Here is a 17,429-nt window from a genome sequence, read left to right on the forward strand (position 1 = left end):
ACCACGCTGCGCCCCGGCCGCCGGGCCGTCCGGGCGGGCGCCCCGAACCGAACGCCTCCCCGGTGGCGCCCTGCTAGCCTCCGCCCGGTGACGAACCTGTTCGAACCTGCGCTGCTCACCCGGCTCAAGGCGGCGGAGCGCATCCTGATCGCCGGCGCCGGCGGCGGCTTCGACATCTACGCGGGCCTGCCGATAGCGCTCGCCCTGCGGGCGGCCGGCAAGGAGGTGCACCTCGCCAACCTCTCGTTCAGCCACCTCTACGGCCTCGACGCCGACGTCTGGCTGGAGCCGGACGTCGCCGCGATCCGCCCGGACACCCGCAGCGCCGAGGGGTACTTCCCGGAACGCACCCTCGCCCGCTGGCTGCGGCTGCACGGCATGCCCGACACCGTCTGGGCGTTCGCGTCGGTCGGCGTCCAACCGCTGCGCGCCGCGTACCGGGCGCTGACCCGGCACCTGGACGTCGACGCGGTGCTGCTCGTTGACGGCGGCACCGACATCCTCCTGCGCGGCGACGAGTCCGGGCTCGGCACCCCCGAGGAGGACATGGCCTCGCTCGGCGCGCTCGCCGGGCTGCCGGACATCCCCGAACGCCTCGTCGCCTGCCTGGGGTTCGGCATCGACGCCTACCACGGGGTCAACCACGCACTGGTGCTGGAGAACCTCGCCGCGCTCGAACGGGAGGGCGGCTACCTCGGTGCGTTCTCGCTGCCGCGGGGGAGCCGCGAGGGCGCGCTCTACCTGGACGCCGTCGAGCACGCGCGGGCGGTCTTCCCGGAGCACCCGAGCATCGTGCACGGCTCGGTCGCGGCGGCGCTGCGCGGCGAGTTCGGGGACGTGCGGTTCACCGAGCGGACGAAGCACGGCGCTCTGTTCGTCAACCCGCTGATGACGCTCTACTTCGGTGTGACGGTCGAGGCGCTCGCCGCCCGGCACCTCTATCTGGACCGGATCGAACGCACCGTTCTGATGCGGCAGATCAGTTCGGCCGTCGAGGAGTTCCGCGACACCCTGCCCGCACCCCGCCCACCTCGGGTTTTCCCGCACTGACCGCTGCGCCGGTGCCGGCCGGCGGAGCGGAGGGGCGCGTACGGGGCCGCGCGCGCCGGGCGCGTGGTCATGCGCGCGGGCGTGCGCCCAACTCCCGGGCCTCCGCAGCCGCTCGGCCATCGGTGTGCCACCGTCCGGCCCCGGGCAGGCTTCGCCGCGATCATGACCGTCGGCCCGGACGACCCCGTCCGGCACCTGCCGACGGCCGAGGAAAGGTGACGCGGCAGTGGCCCAACCGTTCGAGCTGCCGGACTTCTACGTACCGCATCCGGCCACGCTCAACCCCCATCTGGAGCACGCCCGCACCCACACCAGGCAGTGGGCCCGCGGCATGGGCATGCTGGAGGGCTCCGGGGTCTGGGACGAGCACGACCTCGACTCCCACGACTACGCCCTGCTCTGCGCGTACACCCACCCCGACTGCGACGCCGCCGAACTCGCCCTCGTCACCGACTGGTACGTGTGGGTGTTCTTCTTCGACGACCACTTCCTGGAGCTCTTCAAGCGCACCCTCGACCGCAAGGGCGGCAAGGCGTACCTCGACCGCCTCCCCGCGTTCATGCCCATGGACCTCTCCGACGGCATGCCGGAACCCACCAACCCCGTCGAGGCCGGCCTCGCCGACCTGTGGCTGCGCACCGTGCCCGGCATGTCGACCGCCTGGCGCGAGCGCTTCCGGGAGAACACCGAACACCTGCTCAACGAGTCGATGTGGGAGCTCTCCAACATCAACGCCGGCCGGATCTCCAACCCGGTCGAGTACATCGAGATGCGCCGAAAGGTCGGCGGCGCCCCCTGGTCGGCCGGCCTGGTCGAGCACGCCGTCGGCGCCGAGGTGCCCGCCGCGATCGCCGCCAGCCGCCCGATGGGCGTCCTGCGGGACGCCTTCTCCGACGGCGTCCACCTGCGCAACGACCTCTTCTCCTACCAGCGCGAGGTCGAGGACGAGGGCGAACTCTCCAACGGCGTCCTCGTGCTGGAGACCTTCCTCGGCTGCACCACCCAGGAGGCCGCCGACCGGGTCAACGACCTCCTCACCTCCCGGCTGCACCAGTTCGAGAACACCGTCTTCGCCGAACTCCCCCTGCTCTTCGCCGCGCACGGCCTCGACCCGGCGTCCTGCGCCGACGTCATGAAGTACGTCAAGGGCCTCCAGGACTGGCAGTCCGGCGGCCACGAGTGGCACATGCGCTCCAGCCGGTACATGAACAACGGCGGAGCCGCCGCCGAGCGCACCCCCGACCTGCCCGGCCCGACCGGCGTCGGCACCCAGGCCGCCGACCTCCTCAAGTCGATCCGCGGCCTGGTCGGCCCGGCCCGCGTCCGCAGCTTCACCCACACGCCGTTCCGCAAGGTCGGGCCGTCCGTGCTGCCGGACTTCGAGATGCCGTACCCGACCCGCCTCAGCCCACACCTGGACGCCTCCCGGCGCAACCTCGTCGACTGGGCGCACCGGGTGCAGCTCATGGACGCCGTGCCCGGCGTGTGGAACGAGGAGAAGCTCGTCGACTACGACTTCCCGCTGTGCTCCGCCGGCATCGACCCGGACGCCACCCCGGAGGAGCTCGACCTCTCCTCCGGCTGGCTCGCCTGGGGCACGTACGGCGACGACTACTACCCCGTGGTCTTCGGAGCCGCCCGTGACCTGACCGGCGCCAAGCACTGCAACGACCGGCTGCTGGCGTTCATGCCGCTCGACGGGCCGATCACCGCCGTCCCGCTGAACGGCCTCGAACGCGGCCTCGCCGACCTCTGGCGGCGCACCACCGCGCCCATGGACGACGGATCCCGCCGCCGGTTCCGCGCCGCCGTCGAGAAGATGCTCGACGCCTGGCTGTGGGAGCTCCTCAACCAGGCCCAGAACCGCATCCCCGACCCGGTCGACTACCTGGAGATGCGCCGCCTCACCTTCGGCTCCGACCTCACCATGAGCCTCGCCCGGTTCGGCCACGGCCGCAGCGTCCCCGACGAGGTGTACCGCCACGCCTCCATGCTGGCGCTGGAGAACTCCGCCGCCGACTACGCGATGCTCATCAACGACGTCTTCTCCTACCAGAAGGAGGTCGAGTACGAGGGCGAGGTGCACAACCTCGTCCTGGTCACGCAGAACTTCTTCGACTGCGACTACCCGACGGCCCTCGGCGTCGTCCACGACCTCATGAAGTCGAGGATGAGTCAGTTCCAGCACGTCGCCGACAACGAACTCCCGCAGCTCTACGACGACTTCGAGCTCGACGCGGCCGCCCGCGCCGTCCTCGACGGCTACGTCGTCGAACTCCAGGACTGGATGTCCGCCATCCTCACCTGGCACCGGGAGTGCCACCGCTACGCCGAGCCGGACCTCGTCCGCCACCACCGGCCCGCGCTCCCGGCCGCCCCCGCGGGCACCGCCGTACCCCCGCCCGCGGCCCCCGTCCCCGCCCCGGCGGCACGGGCGGCCGAGCCGGCGCCGGCGCGCCCGGCCCTGCCGCCCGTCCCGCTCGGACCGACCGGCCTCGGCACCTCAGGCGTCCGCCTCCCCGCGGCCGCCGTCCCCGCCCTCCGGTAGCGGTACGTCCGGTGCCGCCGAGACCACCAGCGCCTCGGCGGCACCGGCGTGCAGCCGGAGGAACTCCCCGCCCGGCACCACCGTGAGGTCGTGACCTGCAGCGGCTGCTTCGGCGACCGTCCAGGCGCGCAGGGACGGTCGCAGGTACAGGTTCCGCCGGAGTCCGACCCGTCACTTCTTCGCCGCCGCCAGGATCTTGACGGTGGTGTGGAAGAACCGCGCGGTGGCGGTGCCCGGGTAGGTCTTGCCGAACAGGGCGGCCGGGTTGCCGCCGGGCCGGCCGTTGCGCAGGTGCATCACCACGAACGCGGCCGGGCCGATCGTGCCGACCAGGTCCCAGTCGCCCTTGGGGGAGGAGACCGGCGGGGTCAGCTCGGCGGGCAGCGGCTCGGAGAGGAAGAGCACGCAGAGCCGCACCTCGGGGGTCACCTCCACCCCGGCGAACGGGTCGGCGTCGACGATCGCCTCGACCTCCGCGACCGTGCACAGCACCGTCGGCACGGCGTAGCCGAGGGCCGCCTCCAGGTGCCGCTCGATGCGGGCGGTGAGCGCGGCGCGGTCGGTCTCGTCCGTGGTGAAGAAGACGTTGCCGCTCTGGATGTACGAGCGGACCGCGCCGAGGCCGAGCTCCGTGAAGAGCCCGCGGAGGCGCTCCATCGTGACCGTGTGCCCACCCACGTTGATCGCCCGGAGGAAGGCCATGTACGTCTGCGTCATACCGGCAGTGTGTCAGCGGCCACTGTCAGACTGGAGGGATGACGACGTGGCAGGATTTCGAACACGAAGCACCCGATCTCGCGCCGCTGGTGCGGGCCCGTTTCGAGGCGAACCGCCACCACGTGCTGGCCACCCTGCGCCGGGACGGTGCACCCCGGGTGAGCGGCACGGAGGTGCAGTTCATCGGCGCCGACCTGACCATCGGGTCGATGTGGGGCGCGGTGAAGGCCGTCGACCTGCGCCGGGACGGCCGTTTCGCGCTGCACAGCAACCCGGGCGACGAGACGATGGCCGGTGGTGACGCGAAGGTCTCCGGCACGGCGGTCGAGATCACCGACCCGGTGGAGCTGGCCGCGTACGAGTCGGACCTCCCGCAGGCGCCGCCGGGCGCGTTCCACGCGTTCCGGTTGGCGCCGGACCTGGTGGTGCTGACCACCGTGGAGGGCGACCGGCTGCGGATCCGTACCTGGCGGCCGGGCGAGGAGGTCCGCTCGGTGTACCGCAGCTGAGGGCGGCGCGGGGCGGGTCAGCCGGGCAGCACCGACCGCAGGGCCTCGGGCGTGCGGGCGACCACGGCGTGCCCGTCGTCGGCGGTGACGATGGGGCGCTGGATCAGGATCGGGTGCTCGGCGAGCGCCGCGATCCAGCGTTCCCGGTCGGCGGGCTCGCGCGGCCACTGCCGGAGGCCGAGGTCCCCGGCGGCCCGCTCGTCGAGGCGGGTGATGTCCCAGGGGTCCAGGCCGAGTCGGGCGAGCACGTCCCGCAGCTCCGCCGGGGTGGGCGGGTCCTCCAGGTAGCGGCGGACGGTGTACTCGGCGCCGGCGGCGTCGAGTTCCCCGACGGCGGTGCTGCACTTGCTGCACCGCGGGTTGATCCAGATCTCCATGGCGCCACCCTATCGAGCGAAGCTCCACGGCCCGGGAACTCCACGGCGGGCCGGGGCGGTTGTACGGGCGGGCCGCGAGAGGGGAGCCTCAGGTGGACGGTGCAGCCGTCATCGAGCAGCTGATGACACCGGAGGGGCGGGCCGACCCGTACCCGCTGTACGAGCGGGCGCGCAAGCTCGGCCCGGTCGCGCCGTGCTGGCCCGGCACGCTCCTGGTGTCCGGCCATCGCGAGGCGGACGAGGTGCTGCGCAACCCGGCCTTCGGTGTCGCCGACACCGCGATACGCGAGGAGTGGGATCCGGGCTTCTCCACCCACTCCGCGCGGACGCTCCTCGCCCGGTCGGTGCTGGAGCGCAACGCCCCCGACCACGGCCGGGTGCGGTCCCTGATCGCCTCGGTGTTCACCCCGCGCCGGGTCGCCGCGCTGGAGCCCGCGGTCACCGCGGCCGTGCACGGCCTGCTCGACACGATGGCGGAGCAGGGCGCGGGCGGAGCCCCGGTCGACTTCATGGACGCCTTCGCGTGCCCGCTGCCGGTCGGGGTGATCTGCGAGCTCCTCGGTGTCCCCGCCGAGGACCGCCACCGCTTCCGCGACCTGGCCGCCGACCTGACCGTCGCCCTGGAGCTGGTCGCCGGCGACGCCGAGATCGCCGCCGCGGACGCGGCCGCCGACGAGCTCGCCGGCTTCTTCGCCGGGCTCGCCGCCCGGCGGGCGGCCGAGCCCGCGGACGACCTGGTGAGCGCCCTCGTCCAGGTGGCCGCCGCCGACCCGGAACGCCTCTCCGGTGCGGAGCTGCTGGCCAACCTCGTCCTCCTGCTGGTGGCCGGGTTCGAGACCACCACCAACCTGCTCGGCAACGGGCTCGCGCTGCTCTTCGAGCACCCGGACGCCGCGGTCGCGCTGCGGTCCGGCACGGTCACCCCGGCCGGCCTGACCGACGAGGTGCTGCGGTTCGACTCCCCGGTGCAGTTCACCTCGCGGCTGGCGTACGCCGACGGCCTGGCGGTCGGCGGGCTGCCGGCGCCCCGCGGCACCGGGGTGTTCCTGCTGCTCGGCGCGGCCAACCACGACCCGTCCCGGTACGCGGACCCGTCGCGGTTCGACCCCGGACGGCGCGACAGCCGTCCGCTCAGCTTCGGCGGCGGCCCGCACTACTGCCTGGGGGCCCAGCTGGCCCGGCTGGAGGCGGCCGTGGCGTTCCCCGCCCTGCTCGCGCGGTTCCCCGCACTCGCCCCGGCCGGACGGCCCGAGCGGCGGGACAGGCTCGTCCTGCGAGGATTCCGGACCCTCCCGGTGACCGTGGGCTGATCCGGGATCCGAACCCCGTCCGCCCCGGCCCGCCCGCCCGCACGCCTGTCCCACCCGCCCGCCTGCTCCGGTCGTCCGACGACGGCGCCCGGTGGTGGCGCCCGGTGGTGGCGCCCGGTGGTGGCGCCCGACGGTGGCGCCCGGTCCCGTGGGCAGGTCCCGCCCGCGCGGGAACCCCCCGGTCTCGGCGAGGATGGTGAGGATGCGAACGCCTGCGGCCCCACCCGCCGCGGACGCCCCAGCCGAGGAGGACCGCGTGCGTGCCCTCACCCCGCCGTCGGCCGCCCGGGCCAGGCCCGGCGACGCACGCGGCACGGCCTGGCTGCACCGGGCGTCCGACGACGTCCGGGCGCCGCTGTGGGTGCTTCTCCTGCCCGTGCTGCTGCTCGCCGTCGACCTGGTGTTCGACTTCGGCTGGCCGGTGACCACCGCCGCCGGGTTCCTGCTCACCGTGCTGCCGGTCGTCTCCGCCTTCGGCTACGGCCCGCTCGCCGTCGCGGGCTCCACGGTCGTCGCCGTCGGCCTCCAGATCCTGCTCGCCGCCCGGGCCGGCCACCTCTCCGAGCAGCACCACGTGTGGATCTACATCGCCACCACCCTCGCCGGGATCATGGGCACCGCCCTGTCCTGGCAGCGGCTGCGGCGGTCCCGCGACCTCGTCCGGGTGCGCAGCATCGCCGACACCCTCCAGTACACGGTGCTGCGCCCGGTGCCGGCCCGCGTCGGCAGCCTCCGGACGGTGGGCCGCTACCTGCCCGCGCACGCCGACATCGGGGTCGGCGGCGACCTCTACGAGGTCTGCGACACCCGCTTCGGCACCCGGGTGCTGCTCGGCGACGTCCGCGGCAAGGGCCTCGACGCCGTCCGTACGGTCGCCGACGTGCTCGGGGCCTTCCGGGTCACCGCCCACGAGACCGCCGACCTGAGCGAACTCGCCGACCAGCTCGACCGCCAGGTGCTCCGGGACGCCGCCGAGGGCGACGACGACGAACTCTTCGTCACGGCCGTTCTCCTCCAGCACCGCCCGGACGGCCTGTTCGTCGAGCTGGTCAACCGCGGCCACCTCAGCCCGCTGCTGCTCACCCCCGCCGGGGTGCGCCCGGTGCGCTGCCCCGAGTGCCTGCCGCTCGGCCTCGGCCACCTCGGCGTCGAGCCGTCCGCGCCGGTGGTGGTCGAGCTGCCGCCCGGGCACACCCTGCTCCTGCACACGGACGGCGTCAGCGAGGCACGGGACGCGCACGGCGAGTTCTATCCGCTGACCGAGCGCCTCACCGGGCTCGGCAGCACCGACCCGGCGGTGGTGGTCGACTTCCTCGACCGCGACGTGCGCCGGCACGCGGGCAGCCTCGGGGACGACCTGGCCGTGCTCGCCCTCAGCCCCGACGTGGGCTGACGGCCGGGGCCCGCGCCGGCCGGCGCCGCACGGACACGCTGCCCGGCGCGTCCTGCCCGGCGCCGCCCGGCCACACGCTGCCCGGCCACATGCTGCCGGCCACGCCCCGTCCGCCCGTCCCGGGTCGGCCGATCCGGTGACCGTGCGCCCCGACCTCGCGACACCGCGCCCGCGCGGCCCCGCGCGGCACCCGGTGGCGCCTACATTCGGTCCGTCCGGCCGCCGCTTCGGCGGCCCGCGGAGAGGACGAGCCGTGTTCGGCACCACCAAGGCCTTCAGCAGCTTCGCCGTGAACGACATCCCGGCGGCCCGGCGGTTCTACGGCGAGACCCTCGGGCTCGACGTGTCGGAGGAGAACGGCCTGCTCGGCCTCCGCCTCGCCGGCGGCGCGAGCGTCTTCGTCTACCCGAAGCCCGACCACACCCCGGCCGGCTTCACGGTGCTCAACTTCTCCGTCGGCGACATCGAGCAGGCCGTCGACGACCTGGCGGCCCGCGGCGTCTCCTTCGAGCGCTACCCGGGCTTCGAGGCCGACGGCCGCGGCATCGTCCGGGCCGAGGGCGGCCCGATGATCGCCTGGTTCACCGACCCGGCGGGCAACGTCATCGCCGTGATGCAGGAACGCTGACCGTACGGCCGCCGCGGGTTCCCGGCCGGGGCTCGCGGCGGCCGCCCCGGAGCGGGGAGAATCGGTGCATGCCGGAGCCCGCCCTCATCCCGCCCGTGCCGCAGCGACTGCCGGAGCGCGTCAGCTGCCGCCGCTGCGGCCGCCCCCTGCACGACCCCGTCTCGCGCATGCTCCGGCTGGGGCGCGAGTGCCGGGGGCCGGAGGACGCGGCACGGGTCGTGGCGGGGGAGCAGGACACCCTCCCCGGCCTGTCCGCGGGCGGCCCGGTGGCGAGCCCCGGCCCGGACCCGGCGCCGGACGTGCCGCCGCGCACCGCCCCGGCAGGCCCCGGGACCGCACCCGCGGAAGGCACCGCACCGTGACCGACGACCTCCGCGCCCGGCTGGACACCCTCGCCACCGAGGCGTTCCGTCCGGAACTCGCCGACCTCGACCTGCTCCCCACCCTGCGGATCGCCGAGCTCATGAACGGCGAGGACCGCACCGTTCCCGAGGCCGTCGGCCGACTCCTGCCGGAGATCTCCGCAGCCGTCGACGCGATCGCGGACCGCCTCGCCCGCGGGGGCCGCCTGGTCTACGCGGGCGCCGGCACCGCCGGCCGGGTCGGCGTCCTCGACGCCGCCGAGTGCCCGCCGACCTTCTCCACCCCGCCCGAGCTGGTCGTGGGCCTCATCGCGGGCGGACCGGAGGCCGTGCTGCAGGCCGTCGAGGGCGCCGAGGACGACCGCGGGCTCGCCGTCCGCGACCTCGACGGCCTGGGGATCACCGCCGACGACGCCGTGATCGGCGTCTCCGCGTCCGGGCGCACCCCGTACGCGGTCGCCGCCGTCGAGCACGCGCGCGCCCGCGGGGCGCTGACCGTGGGGCTGGCCTGCACCGAGGGCTCCGAGCTCGGCGCCGCCGCCGAGCACCCGATCGAGGTGGTGGTCGGGCCCGAACTCCTCACCGGTTCCACCCGGCTGAAGGCCGGCACCGCGCAGAAGCTCGTGCTCAACATGGTCTCGACGATCACCATGGTCCGGCTCGGCCGCACCTACGGGAACCTGATGGTCGACCTCCGCGCCACCAACGCGAAGCTCCGCGCCCGCTGCCACCGCATCGTCACCCTCGCCACGGGCGCCGACCCCGCCGCCGTCACCCGCGCGCTGGACGCCGCCGACGGCGAGGTGAAGCCCGCGATCCTCACCCTGCTCACCGGCCTCGCCCCGGCCGACGCCACCGCGCTGCTCGCCGCGCACACCGGGCGCCTCCGCGCCGCCCTCGACGCGGCCGCCGCCGCGGGGCCGTGAACTCCCGCCGGCCCCCGGACCGTGGGAACGCGTGGTGCGGGCTGCCTACAGGTCGAAGTACAGCTCGAACTCGTGCGGGTGCGGGCGCAGGGCGATCGGGGCGATCTCGTTGGTGCGCTTGAAGTCGATCCAGGTCTCGATCAGGTCGGGGGTGAACACCCCGCCCGCGAGCAGGTACTCGTGGTCGGCCTCCAGGGCCTCCAGCACGGCGGGCAGCGAGGACGGCACCTGCGGCACCGCGTCGTGCTCGTCGGGCGCCAGCTCGTACAGGTCCTTGTCGACGGGCTGGAGCGGCTCGATCTTGTTCTTGATGCCGTCCAGGCCGGCCATCAGCATGGCGGCGAAGGCCAGGTAGGGGTTGGAGGACGGGTCGGGCGCGCGGAACTCGATGCGCTTGGCCTTGGCGTTGGAGCCGGTGATCGGGATGCGGATCGCGGCGGAGCGGTTGCGCTGCGAGTAGACGAGGTTGACGGGGGCCTCGAAGCCCGGCACCAGGCGGTGGTACGAGTTGACCGACGGGTTGGTGAACGCCAGCAGCGACGGGGCGTGCTTGAGCAGGCCGCCGATGTAGTAGCGGGCGGTGTCGGAGAGGCCGGCGTAGCCCTGCTCGTCGTAGAAGAGCGGGGAGCCCTCGGTCCACAGCGACTGGTGGACGTGCATGCCGGAGCCGTTGTCGCCGAAGATCGGCTTGGGCATGAAGGTGGCGGTCTTGCCGTTCCGCCAGGCGACGTTCTTGATGATGTACTTGAACAGCATCAGGTCGTCGGCGGCGTGCAGCAGGGTGTTGAACTTGTAGTTGATCTCGGCCTGGCCGGCGGTGCCGACCTCGTGGTGCTGCCGCTCGACCTGGAGGCCGGCCGCGGCGAGTTCGAGCGACATCTCGGCGCGCAGGTCGGCGAAGTGGTCGACGGGCGGCACGGGGAAGTAGCCGCCCTTGTACTTCACCTTGTAGCCGCGGTTGCCGCCCTCCTCGATCCGGCCGGTGTTCCAGGCGCCGGCGATCGAGTCGATGTGATAGTACGACGCGTTGGCGCTGGTCTCGTAGCGCACGTCGTCGAAGACGTAGAACTCCGCCTCGGGGCCGAAGAACGCGGTGTCGGCGATGCCGGAGGAGGCGAGGTAGGCCTCGGCCTTCCTGGCGACGTTGCGCGGGTCGCGGCTGTAGGCCTCGCCGGTGATCGGGTCCTGGATGAAGAAGTTGATGTTGAGGTGCTTCTCGGCCCGGAACGTGTCCAGGCGGGCGGTGGCCAGATCCGGGACGAGTGCCATGTCGGATTCGTGGATCGCCTGGAATCCGCGGATCGAGGAGCCGTCGAACATCAGGGTCTCGGACGGGTCGAAGGTCGATGCGGGCACCGAGAAGTGCTGCATGACGCCCGGCAGGTCGCAGAACCGGACGTCGACGAACTTGATGTCGTTGTCCGTGATGTACTGCCTGACCTCGTCGGCGTTGGTGAACATCGATCCTCCTCGGCGTGCGGTGTCGGCCAACCGTAGGAGCCGGCCGTTTCCGGTTGGTGATTTTCCCCGTCCTCTGCATGTTAACCAGCCGCCCGTTCGCCGGCCGCAAAGCCATACGGGCCCGGGCAAAACGACTCACCGCCCGAGGGCGCCCGCCGCCCGCCGCCGCCCGCCGAAGACCGGGGCGCCCCGGGTGCCGTGCGGCCGCCCGGCCCGTCGGGGGGAGGCCGCCGAAGATCGCCCGCACTGCCCGGATAGTGTGGATTCGTGGACACCAGAGAAGCGTTGGGATCGTGGCTGGACGGCCCGAAGGCCGCCGCCGAGAAGATGGGCGCCGACTTCGGCCACCGCGGCGAGCGCCTCGGCCTGCCGAAGGAGGGCCCCGGCTCCATGGGCGGCCCGGGCCGCCGCCTCGGCGCGCTGGTCGTCGACGGCTGGCTGTGCAGCCTCGTCGCGTACGGGCTGATCTCCCGCGGCGACCAGGGCGCGGCGAACCTGTGGACGACCCCGCTGTTCTACGTCGTCACGGTGCTCCTGCTGGCGACCAGCGGCACCACGGTCGGCAAGCGGCTGTTCGGGCTGCGGGTCGTGCGGCTGGACGGCACCCGCGCGTCCATCCCGCAGGTGCTGCTGCGCACCCTGCTGCTCTGCCTGATCGTCCCCGCCGCGGTCTGGGACCGCGACACCCGAGGCCTGCACGACAAGGCCGTCGGCACCGTCGAGGTCCGCATCTGACACCCCCGCCGTCCCGCCCGCCCGGGCGGGGACGTCGAACGGCCCCGCCGCGAGCGTTCGCGACGGGGCCGTGGTGTCGGTCGGGTGGGGCCGTGCTCAGCGGACCTGGCCGCCCTTGGGCATCCGGGCGCCCTTGGGCATCGGGCCCTTGGGGATCGGCGCCCTGGAGAGCAGGTCGCCCAGCGCGCGCAGCCGGTCGTTGGTCTGGGTGACCTGGGCCGGGGTGATGGAGCGCGGCAGACGCATCAGGGTGACCTGGAGCTTCTTCAGCGGGACCTCGCCCTCGCCGTTGCCCACCATGATGTCGTGCACCGGCACGTCACCGACGACGCGCGCCATCTTCTTCTTCTCGGCCGCGAGCAGCGGACGCACCCGGTTCGGGTTGCCCTCGCCGATCAGCGCGATGCCGGGACGGCCGACGGCGCGGTAGACCGCGTCCTGGTTGCGGGTGACCGCGACCGGCGTCGTGTTGGTGCTCCAGCCGCGCCGGATGTTGTCCAGCACCGCCGCGACCGCGCCCGGCTGGCCCTCCATCTGCCCGAAGGCGGCCCGCTCGGCCCGGCGCCCGAAGACCACGGCCATCGCCAGGACGGCCACGACGAAGCCGAGGATGCCCAGGTAGACGGGGTGGTCGACCGCAAAGCCGATGGCGAGGAACACGCCGAAGGTGATGAGGCCGACGCCGGCGATGATCAGGCCGATCTTGGTGTCGACCTTCTTGGTCATGGTGTACGCCGTGCGGATCTGCTTGAGCCGCCCGGAACTCTCGGATGTTTCCCTCGCCATGGCCTCATGGTACGTGGCGGGGGGGACGGATATCCAAGGGCGGTGCCCCTGGGGTCCCCCGCGCGGTCCGGGGACCGCCGTCGGACCGCCATCGCACGGCCGTCGGACCGCCGCCGCACCGGCCCTGGGGACGGGTCCGGACGGGCCGGGAGCCCGGTGCCGGGCAGGCCGGAGCCCGCCGGGCGTACGGACCCGCCCGCGCCCGCCCGCCGCCACCGGTGCGGTGCCGTACGGCCGGGCGGGTGTGTCAGACGTTACGCAGGCCGGTGCCCGCGGCGGCCGCGGGTGCCGCGTCGTACTCGCGCTCCGCGGCGTGCTTGCGGTCCTCGCAGACCGCCGCCCAGGCGTTGCGACGGGCCTGGCGCTGGCCGCCCGCCAGCAGCACGCTCTCCGCGTAGCGCAGCGCGCCGCCCACGGACCGCATGCGGATCGGCGCCGGGCCGCGCCCGGTTCCGCTCACTGCCCCCATGTTCAACAGCTCCCCTCGTGGCCGGGTCGACTGGTCGACGTACCCAGAGTCGCCCGGTGGTGTTACCGATCGGTGACCTGCCGGTCAAAGTCGCATGAAAGCCGCACGGCTGCAAGGCGGCCACGCCGCCGTGCGGCCGTACGGCACGGCAGGCCGCACGGGCACGCGAGGAGGCGGCGGGCCGGGCCCGCCGCCTCCTCGTACGTCCGGGTCCACCGTGGCCGGCCCCGGCGGCCGTCAGACCGCCGTGCGCTCGCGGTGCTCCAGCGCCTGCCGGTACAGCCGGCCGGCACGGTAGGAGGACCGCACCAGCGGGCCGGACATGACGCCGGCGAAGCCGAGCTCCTCGGCCTCCTCCTGCAGCTCCACGAACTCGTGCGGCTTCACCCAGCGCTCGACCGGGTGGTGGCGCAGCGACGGCCGCAGGTACTGCGTGATGGTGATCAGCTCGCAGCCCGCGCCGACCAGGTCGGCCAGGGCCTGGCTGACCTCCTCGCGGGTCTCGCCCATGCCCAGGATGAGGTTCGACTTGGTGACCAGCCCGGCCGCGCGGGCCTGGGTGATGACGTCCAGCGAGCGCTCGTAGCGGAACGCCGGGCGGATGCGCTTGAAGATGCGCGGCACCGTCTCGACGTTGTGCGCCAGCACCTCGGGACGGGAGGAGAAGACCTCGGCGAGCTGCTCGGGCACCGCGTTGAAGTCGGGGATCAGCAGCTCGACGCCGGTGCGGCCGGTCGCGCGGCCCGCGGTCAGCGTGTGCACCTGGCGCACCGTCTCGGCGTACAGCCAGGAGCCGCCGTCCTCCAGGTCGTCGCGGGCGACACCGGTGATGGTGGCGTAGTTGAGGTCCATCGTGACGATGGACTCGGCGACGCGGCGCGGCTCGTCCCGGTCGAAGTCGGCGGGCTTGCCGGTGTCGATCTGGCAGAAGTCGCAGCGGCGGGTGCACTGGTCGCCGCCGATGAGGAAGGTGGCCTCGCGGTCCTCCCAGCACTCGAAGATGTTGGGGCAGCCGGCCTCCTGGCAGACCGTGTGCAGCCCCTCCTTCTTCACCAGCGCGTGGAGGGCGTTGTACTCCGGGCCCATCTTCGCCCGGGTCTTGATCCACTCGGGCTTCCGCTCGATGGGGGTCTCGCTGTTGCGGACCTCCAGGCGGAGAAGCTTCCTGCCGTCGGGCGCGACAGCGGACACGTGCAACTCCTAGAACTAGACGGGGTACCCCCAGGGTACGCCTCTGCTTTCCGTGCCTTCACCGGGCCGGTGCCCGGCATTCGCAGGGCAACTCGGATACCGGGCAGTAGATTCCCGGTCTCAGCGGGTGAGTACGGGCTCCGGCAGCTCCGCGAGGACGGCCGCCAGGTGCCTCTGCACCACCGGCAGCGCGTCCGCGACGCCGAACGGGCGGCCGAGCTCGCCGGCCAGCGACCCGACCCCGGCGTCCCGGATGCCGCACGGCACGATCCGGTCGAACCACGTCATGTCCGGGTCGCAGTTGAGGGCGAAGCCGTGCATCGTCACGCCGCGCGCCACCCGCACCCCGATCGCGGCGAGCTTGCGGTCGTCGCCGCGCTGCCCGGCGTTGGACGGCGCGTACTCCGGGCCGGCCAGCCGCGGGTCGATGCCCAGCGGCAGGCCCATCCGCAGCGTCAGGCTGCCGATCTCCACCACCTGCGCGGGGTCGACCACCGCGTCCGGGATCTCCCGGCCCAGCACCCACACGCCGCTGCGGCCCTCGATCCGGGAGGTCGCCACGCCCAGCTCGGCGCAGGAGCGGATCAATGCCTCCTCCAGCCGCCGCACGTACGCCACCACGTCGATCGGGTCCGGCAGCTTCACGATCGGGTAGCCGACCAGCTGGCCCGGGCCGTGCCAGGTGATCTCGCCGCCGCGGTTGACCGGCACCACGGGGGTGCCGTCCAGCGGGTAGTCCTCGGGGTTGGTGCGCTTCCCGGCGGTGTAGACCGGCGGGTGCTCCAGCAGCAGCACGGTGTCCGGGATCTCGTCCGCGGCCCGCAACGCGTGCAGCCGCTGCTGCTCCTCCCAGGCCTCGGGGTAGGGGACGGCGGAGTCGCCGATGCCCATCGTCACGAACCGTACGTCGCCGCTCACCGCTGCTCCTTGCCAGGCGTCGAGACCAACCCGGCCACTGTACGCCCGGCGCCGTACGGTGCGGCCGGCCGGTCTCAGCCGCCGGCCAGCAGCTGGAGGCGCAGCGCGAGCCGGAGTTCCAGCGACCGTTCGGGGCTGCTCCAGTCCCGGCCGAGCAGCACCTCGATCCGGTCGAGGCGCTGCACGACGGTGTTCACGTGCACGTGGAGCTCGTCCTTGGCCCGGGTGAGGCTGCCGCCGCAGTCGAAGTACGCGCGCAGGGTGCGGACCAGTTCGGTGCCGCGGCGGGTGTCGTACGTCACGAGCGGGCCGAGCGCCGCTGTGACGAAGCCCTCCACGTCGTGTCCGTCACCCAGCAGCACCCCGAGGAAGCCGAGCCCGGCCGCGGAGGCGCCGTCGCCGTCGCGTCCGAGCACCTGCAGCGCCCGGACGCAGCGCAGGCCCTCGGCGTGGGCGGCGGCCAGCGCGGCCGGTCCGGACGCCGGACGGCCCGCGCCGACGGTGACCGGGCAGCCCGCCAGCCGGGCCAGGCGCTCGGCGGCGTCGGCGGCCGCCTGCCCGCCGGGGGTGCCGTCGTCGGGCAGCAGCAGCACGACGGCCTCGCCGTGCTCGGCGCTGATGCCGCGGGTGCCGAAGAGGTAGCGGGTGGCGGCGCCGGCGAGCCGGGAGCGGTCCGCCGGGTCGGTGCGGGCGACGAGCACGAGGTGCGGGCGGTTCAGGTCGACGCCGAGCCGCCGGCCGCGGGCCGCCAGCCCGGCCGGGTCGCGGCCGGGGGAGGTGAGGAGGTCGGTGAGGAGTTCGCCGCGCACCCGGTTCTCCGTCTCGGCGACGGACCGGCGCAGCAGGAGGAGCAGCGCGGTGACGATGCTGGCGCGTTCGAAGATGCGCCGGTCGGGGTCGTCGAGGTCGGGGCGGCCGCGCAGCACCAGGCTGCCCAGCGGGTCCTGCCCGGCGAGCACCGCGCACACCCAGTCGTCGCCGTGCCGGACGGCCCGGCCCTCGGCGCGGGAGGCGGTGAGGGCCGCGGCCAGCCGGGCGGGGTCGCCGGGCCGGCCGCTGAGCGGGTGGCCGTCGGTGTCGTGCACCGAGACCTCGCCGTCGAGCAGGGCGGCGACCTCGTCGGCGACGTCGGCGACCTCGGCGCCGCGCAGCACCAGGTCGGTGAGCCGGTCGTGGGCCTGTTCGGCGCGCTGCACGGCGGCGGAGTGCGCCTGGATGACGTGGTTGGCGCCGGCGAGCTCGGCGAGCGCCGTGCGGGTGTCGGCGAGGGCCTTGGCGGTGTCGAGGGCGATCGCGGCGTGCGCGGCGAGCGTGCAGAGCAGCGCGACCTCGTCGGGGGAGAAGGCGCGCGGCGAGCGGTCGGCGGCGAAGAGCACGCCGATCACCCGGCCGCCGAGCAGCAGCGGCACGCCGATGATCGCGACCAGGCCCTCGTCGAGCACGCCGGCGTCGATGGTGCCGGTGTGGTGGAACCGCTCGTCGGTGCGGTAGTCCGGGGTGGCGTACGGGCGGGCGGTCTGCGCGACCAGTCCGCCGAGGCCGTCGCCGAGGCTGAGCCGCAGCGTCTGGAAGAGCTGCGAGACCGAGCCGTCGGTGACCCGCATGTAGGTGTCGCCCGCCTGCTCGTCCGGCAGGGTCAGGTAGGCGGTGTCGGTGCCGAGCAGCATGCGGGCGCGCCGCACGATGGCCTGCAGCACCGCGTCGAGGTCGCGGGAGGCGGCGAGGTCGCCGGCGGTGTCGAAGAGCGCCGTCAGCTCGGCCTCGCGGCGGCGGTGCTGACGCATCGTCCGGTGCACGCGCAGTGCCTGCCAGGCGGCGGCGTCGATCTCGGCGAGCACCTGGGCGGGCGCGCCCTGGCGGCGCGCGTCGGCGAGGACCTCGGTGAAGTCCTCGCTCGCGGCGCCGGAGGCCAGCAGGTCGATCAGCCGCCGCAGGGCGGGGGCCGCGCTGTCGTGGGGGTCGTTCATGGTGCGGGCCATCGTGCCAGGTCTCGGGTGGTGGGGGGAACGGCCGGCGCCCCCGGGGGGAGGGGGCGCCGGCCGGGCCGGG

At 74.1% G+C, this 17,429-nt stretch carries 17 protein-coding genes; 9 read left to right on the top strand and 8 right to left on the bottom strand.

The window, feature by feature from the left end; all coding sequences use genetic code 11:
* The first annotated feature begins 87 nt into the window (after positions 1 to 87).
* Positions 88 to 1,050 (top strand): DUF1152 domain-containing protein, encoded by a 963-nt coding sequence (locus OG335_RS26690; RefSeq protein WP_405013658.1) that lies wholly within the window; start codon positions 88 to 90, stop codon positions 1,048 to 1,050.
* Between the two features lie 226 nt (positions 1,051 to 1,276).
* Entirely contained in the window at positions 1,277 to 3,598 is a 2,322-nt protein-coding gene (locus OG335_RS26695; RefSeq protein ID WP_405013659.1) for a germacradienol/geosmin synthase, read from the top strand.
* A gap of 171 nt (positions 3,599 to 3,769) precedes the next feature.
* Here the strand turns inward: OG335_RS26695 and OG335_RS26700 are convergent, their stop codons facing one another.
* On the bottom strand, positions 3,770 to 4,315 hold the full coding sequence (locus OG335_RS26700) for a DUF1697 domain-containing protein (protein ID WP_405013660.1): 546 nt from the start codon (positions 4,313 to 4,315) through the stop codon (positions 3,770 to 3,772).
* Between the two features lie 38 nt (positions 4,316 to 4,353).
* On the opposite strand from OG335_RS26700, the gene OG335_RS26705 reads away from it, so the two are divergent.
* A complete protein-coding gene (locus tag OG335_RS26705) occupies positions 4,354 to 4,824 on the top strand; it encodes a pyridoxamine 5'-phosphate oxidase family protein (protein ID WP_405013661.1) in 471 nt (156 codons plus the stop codon).
* Positions 4,825 to 4,841: 17 nt separating this feature from the next.
* Here OG335_RS26705 and OG335_RS26710 read toward each other — a convergent pair whose 3' ends face one another.
* Positions 4,842 to 5,201, bottom strand: coding sequence for an arsenate reductase family protein (locus tag OG335_RS26710; protein ID WP_405013662.1), 360 nt, complete (start codon positions 5,199 to 5,201; stop codon positions 4,842 to 4,844).
* Between the two features lie 92 nt (positions 5,202 to 5,293).
* Here OG335_RS26710 and OG335_RS26715 point away from each other — a divergent pair, with 92 nt between their 5' ends.
* From OG335_RS26715 to murQ, 5 genes are all read left to right on the top strand, one after another.
* Positions 5,294 to 6,511, top strand: coding sequence for a cytochrome P450 (locus OG335_RS26715; RefSeq protein ID WP_405013663.1), 1,218 nt, complete (start codon positions 5,294 to 5,296; stop codon positions 6,509 to 6,511).
* 256 nt (positions 6,512 to 6,767) lie between these two features.
* Positions 6,768 to 7,904, top strand: a complete 1,137-nt coding sequence (locus tag OG335_RS26720) for a PP2C family protein-serine/threonine phosphatase (RefSeq protein ID WP_405013664.1) — start codon at positions 6,768 to 6,770, stop codon at positions 7,902 to 7,904.
* A 253-nt stretch (positions 7,905 to 8,157) separates the two neighbouring features.
* Positions 8,158 to 8,532, top strand: coding sequence for a VOC family protein (locus OG335_RS26725; RefSeq protein WP_405013665.1), 375 nt, complete (start codon positions 8,158 to 8,160; stop codon positions 8,530 to 8,532).
* Positions 8,533 to 8,600: 68 nt separating this feature from the next.
* Positions 8,601 to 8,894 carry a DUF6011 domain-containing protein gene (locus tag OG335_RS26730; RefSeq protein ID WP_405013666.1) on the top strand — a complete coding sequence of 98 codons (294 nt, stop codon included), beginning with the start codon at positions 8,601 to 8,603 and terminating at the stop codon, positions 8,892 to 8,894.
* Positions 8,891 to 9,820, top strand: a complete 930-nt coding sequence (gene murQ / locus OG335_RS26735) for an N-acetylmuramic acid 6-phosphate etherase (protein WP_405013667.1) — start codon at positions 8,891 to 8,893, stop codon at positions 9,818 to 9,820. Before OG335_RS26730 ends, murQ begins: the two co-directional genes overlap by 4 nt.
* Before the next feature lie 45 nt (positions 9,821 to 9,865).
* Here murQ and glnA read toward each other — a convergent pair whose 3' ends face one another.
* Positions 9,866 to 11,281 carry a type I glutamate--ammonia ligase gene (glnA, locus tag OG335_RS26740; protein ID WP_405013668.1) on the bottom strand — a complete coding sequence of 472 codons (1,416 nt, stop codon included), beginning with the start codon at positions 11,279 to 11,281 and terminating at the stop codon, positions 9,866 to 9,868.
* A gap of 267 nt (positions 11,282 to 11,548) precedes the next feature.
* On the opposite strand from glnA, the gene OG335_RS26745 reads away from it, so the two are divergent.
* Positions 11,549 to 12,016 (top strand): RDD family protein, encoded by a 468-nt coding sequence (locus tag OG335_RS26745; RefSeq protein ID WP_405013669.1) that lies wholly within the window; start codon positions 11,549 to 11,551, stop codon positions 12,014 to 12,016.
* A gap of 96 nt (positions 12,017 to 12,112) precedes the next feature.
* Here the strand turns inward: OG335_RS26745 and OG335_RS26750 are convergent, their stop codons facing one another.
* The 5 genes from OG335_RS26750 to OG335_RS26770 form a co-directional block, all read right to left on the bottom strand.
* Positions 12,113 to 12,802 carry a DUF4191 domain-containing protein gene (locus OG335_RS26750; RefSeq protein ID WP_405013670.1) on the bottom strand — a complete coding sequence of 230 codons (690 nt, stop codon included), beginning with the start codon at positions 12,800 to 12,802 and terminating at the stop codon, positions 12,113 to 12,115.
* Between the two features lie 247 nt (positions 12,803 to 13,049).
* Complete coding sequence (locus tag OG335_RS26755) at positions 13,050 to 13,262, bottom strand: hypothetical protein (protein ID WP_405013671.1); 213 nt, start codon at positions 13,260 to 13,262, stop codon at positions 13,050 to 13,052.
* A 246-nt stretch (positions 13,263 to 13,508) separates the two neighbouring features.
* Positions 13,509 to 14,462 carry a lipoyl synthase gene (locus tag OG335_RS26760; protein ID WP_405013672.1) on the bottom strand — a complete coding sequence of 318 codons (954 nt, stop codon included), beginning with the start codon at positions 14,460 to 14,462 and terminating at the stop codon, positions 13,509 to 13,511.
* 120 nt (positions 14,463 to 14,582) lie between these two features.
* The gene (gene lipB / locus OG335_RS26765; protein WP_405015533.1) at positions 14,583 to 15,353 is read right to left on the bottom strand and encodes a lipoyl(octanoyl) transferase LipB; all 771 of its coding nucleotides are present in this window, start codon (positions 15,351 to 15,353) and stop codon (positions 14,583 to 14,585) included.
* Between the two features lie 101 nt (positions 15,354 to 15,454).
* Entirely contained in the window at positions 15,455 to 17,347 is a 1,893-nt protein-coding gene (locus OG335_RS26770; RefSeq protein ID WP_405013673.1) for a helix-turn-helix domain-containing protein, read from the bottom strand.
* Positions 17,348 to 17,429 lie beyond the last annotated feature (82 nt).

Origin of the sequence: Kitasatospora sp. NBC_01539, from assembly GCF_045040525.1 — a bacterium.
In the GTDB taxonomy this organism is placed as follows: domain Bacteria; phylum Actinomycetota; class Actinomycetes; order Streptomycetales; family Streptomycetaceae; genus Kitasatospora.

Excerpts from the sequence above, each read along its gene's own strand:
- OG335_RS26700 (WP_405013660.1), bottom strand. The coding sequence starts at position 4,315 with ATGACGCAGACGTACATGGCCTTCCTCCGGGCGATCAACGTGGGTGGG.
- OG335_RS26705 (WP_405013661.1), top strand. The coding sequence starts at position 4,354 with ATGACGACGTGGCAGGATTTCGAACACGAAGCACCCGATCTCGCGCCG.
- OG335_RS26710 (WP_405013662.1), bottom strand. The coding sequence starts at position 5,201 with ATGGAGATCTGGATCAACCCGCGGTGCAGCAAGTGCAGCACCGCCGTC.
- OG335_RS26730 (WP_405013666.1), top strand. The coding sequence starts at position 8,601 with ATGCCGGAGCCCGCCCTCATCCCGCCCGTGCCGCAGCGACTGCCGGAG.
- glnA (WP_405013668.1), bottom strand. The coding sequence starts at position 11,281 with ATGTTCACCAACGCCGACGAGGTCAGGCAGTACATCACGGACAACGAC.
- OG335_RS26750 (WP_405013670.1), bottom strand. The coding sequence starts at position 12,802 with ATGGCGAGGGAAACATCCGAGAGTTCCGGGCGGCTCAAGCAGATCCGC.
- lipB (WP_405015533.1), bottom strand. The coding sequence starts at position 15,353 with ATGGGCATCGGCGACTCCGCCGTCCCCTACCCCGAGGCCTGGGAGGAG.
- OG335_RS26770 (WP_405013673.1), bottom strand. The coding sequence starts at position 17,347 with ATGAACGACCCCCACGACAGCGCGGCCCCCGCCCTGCGGCGGCTGATC.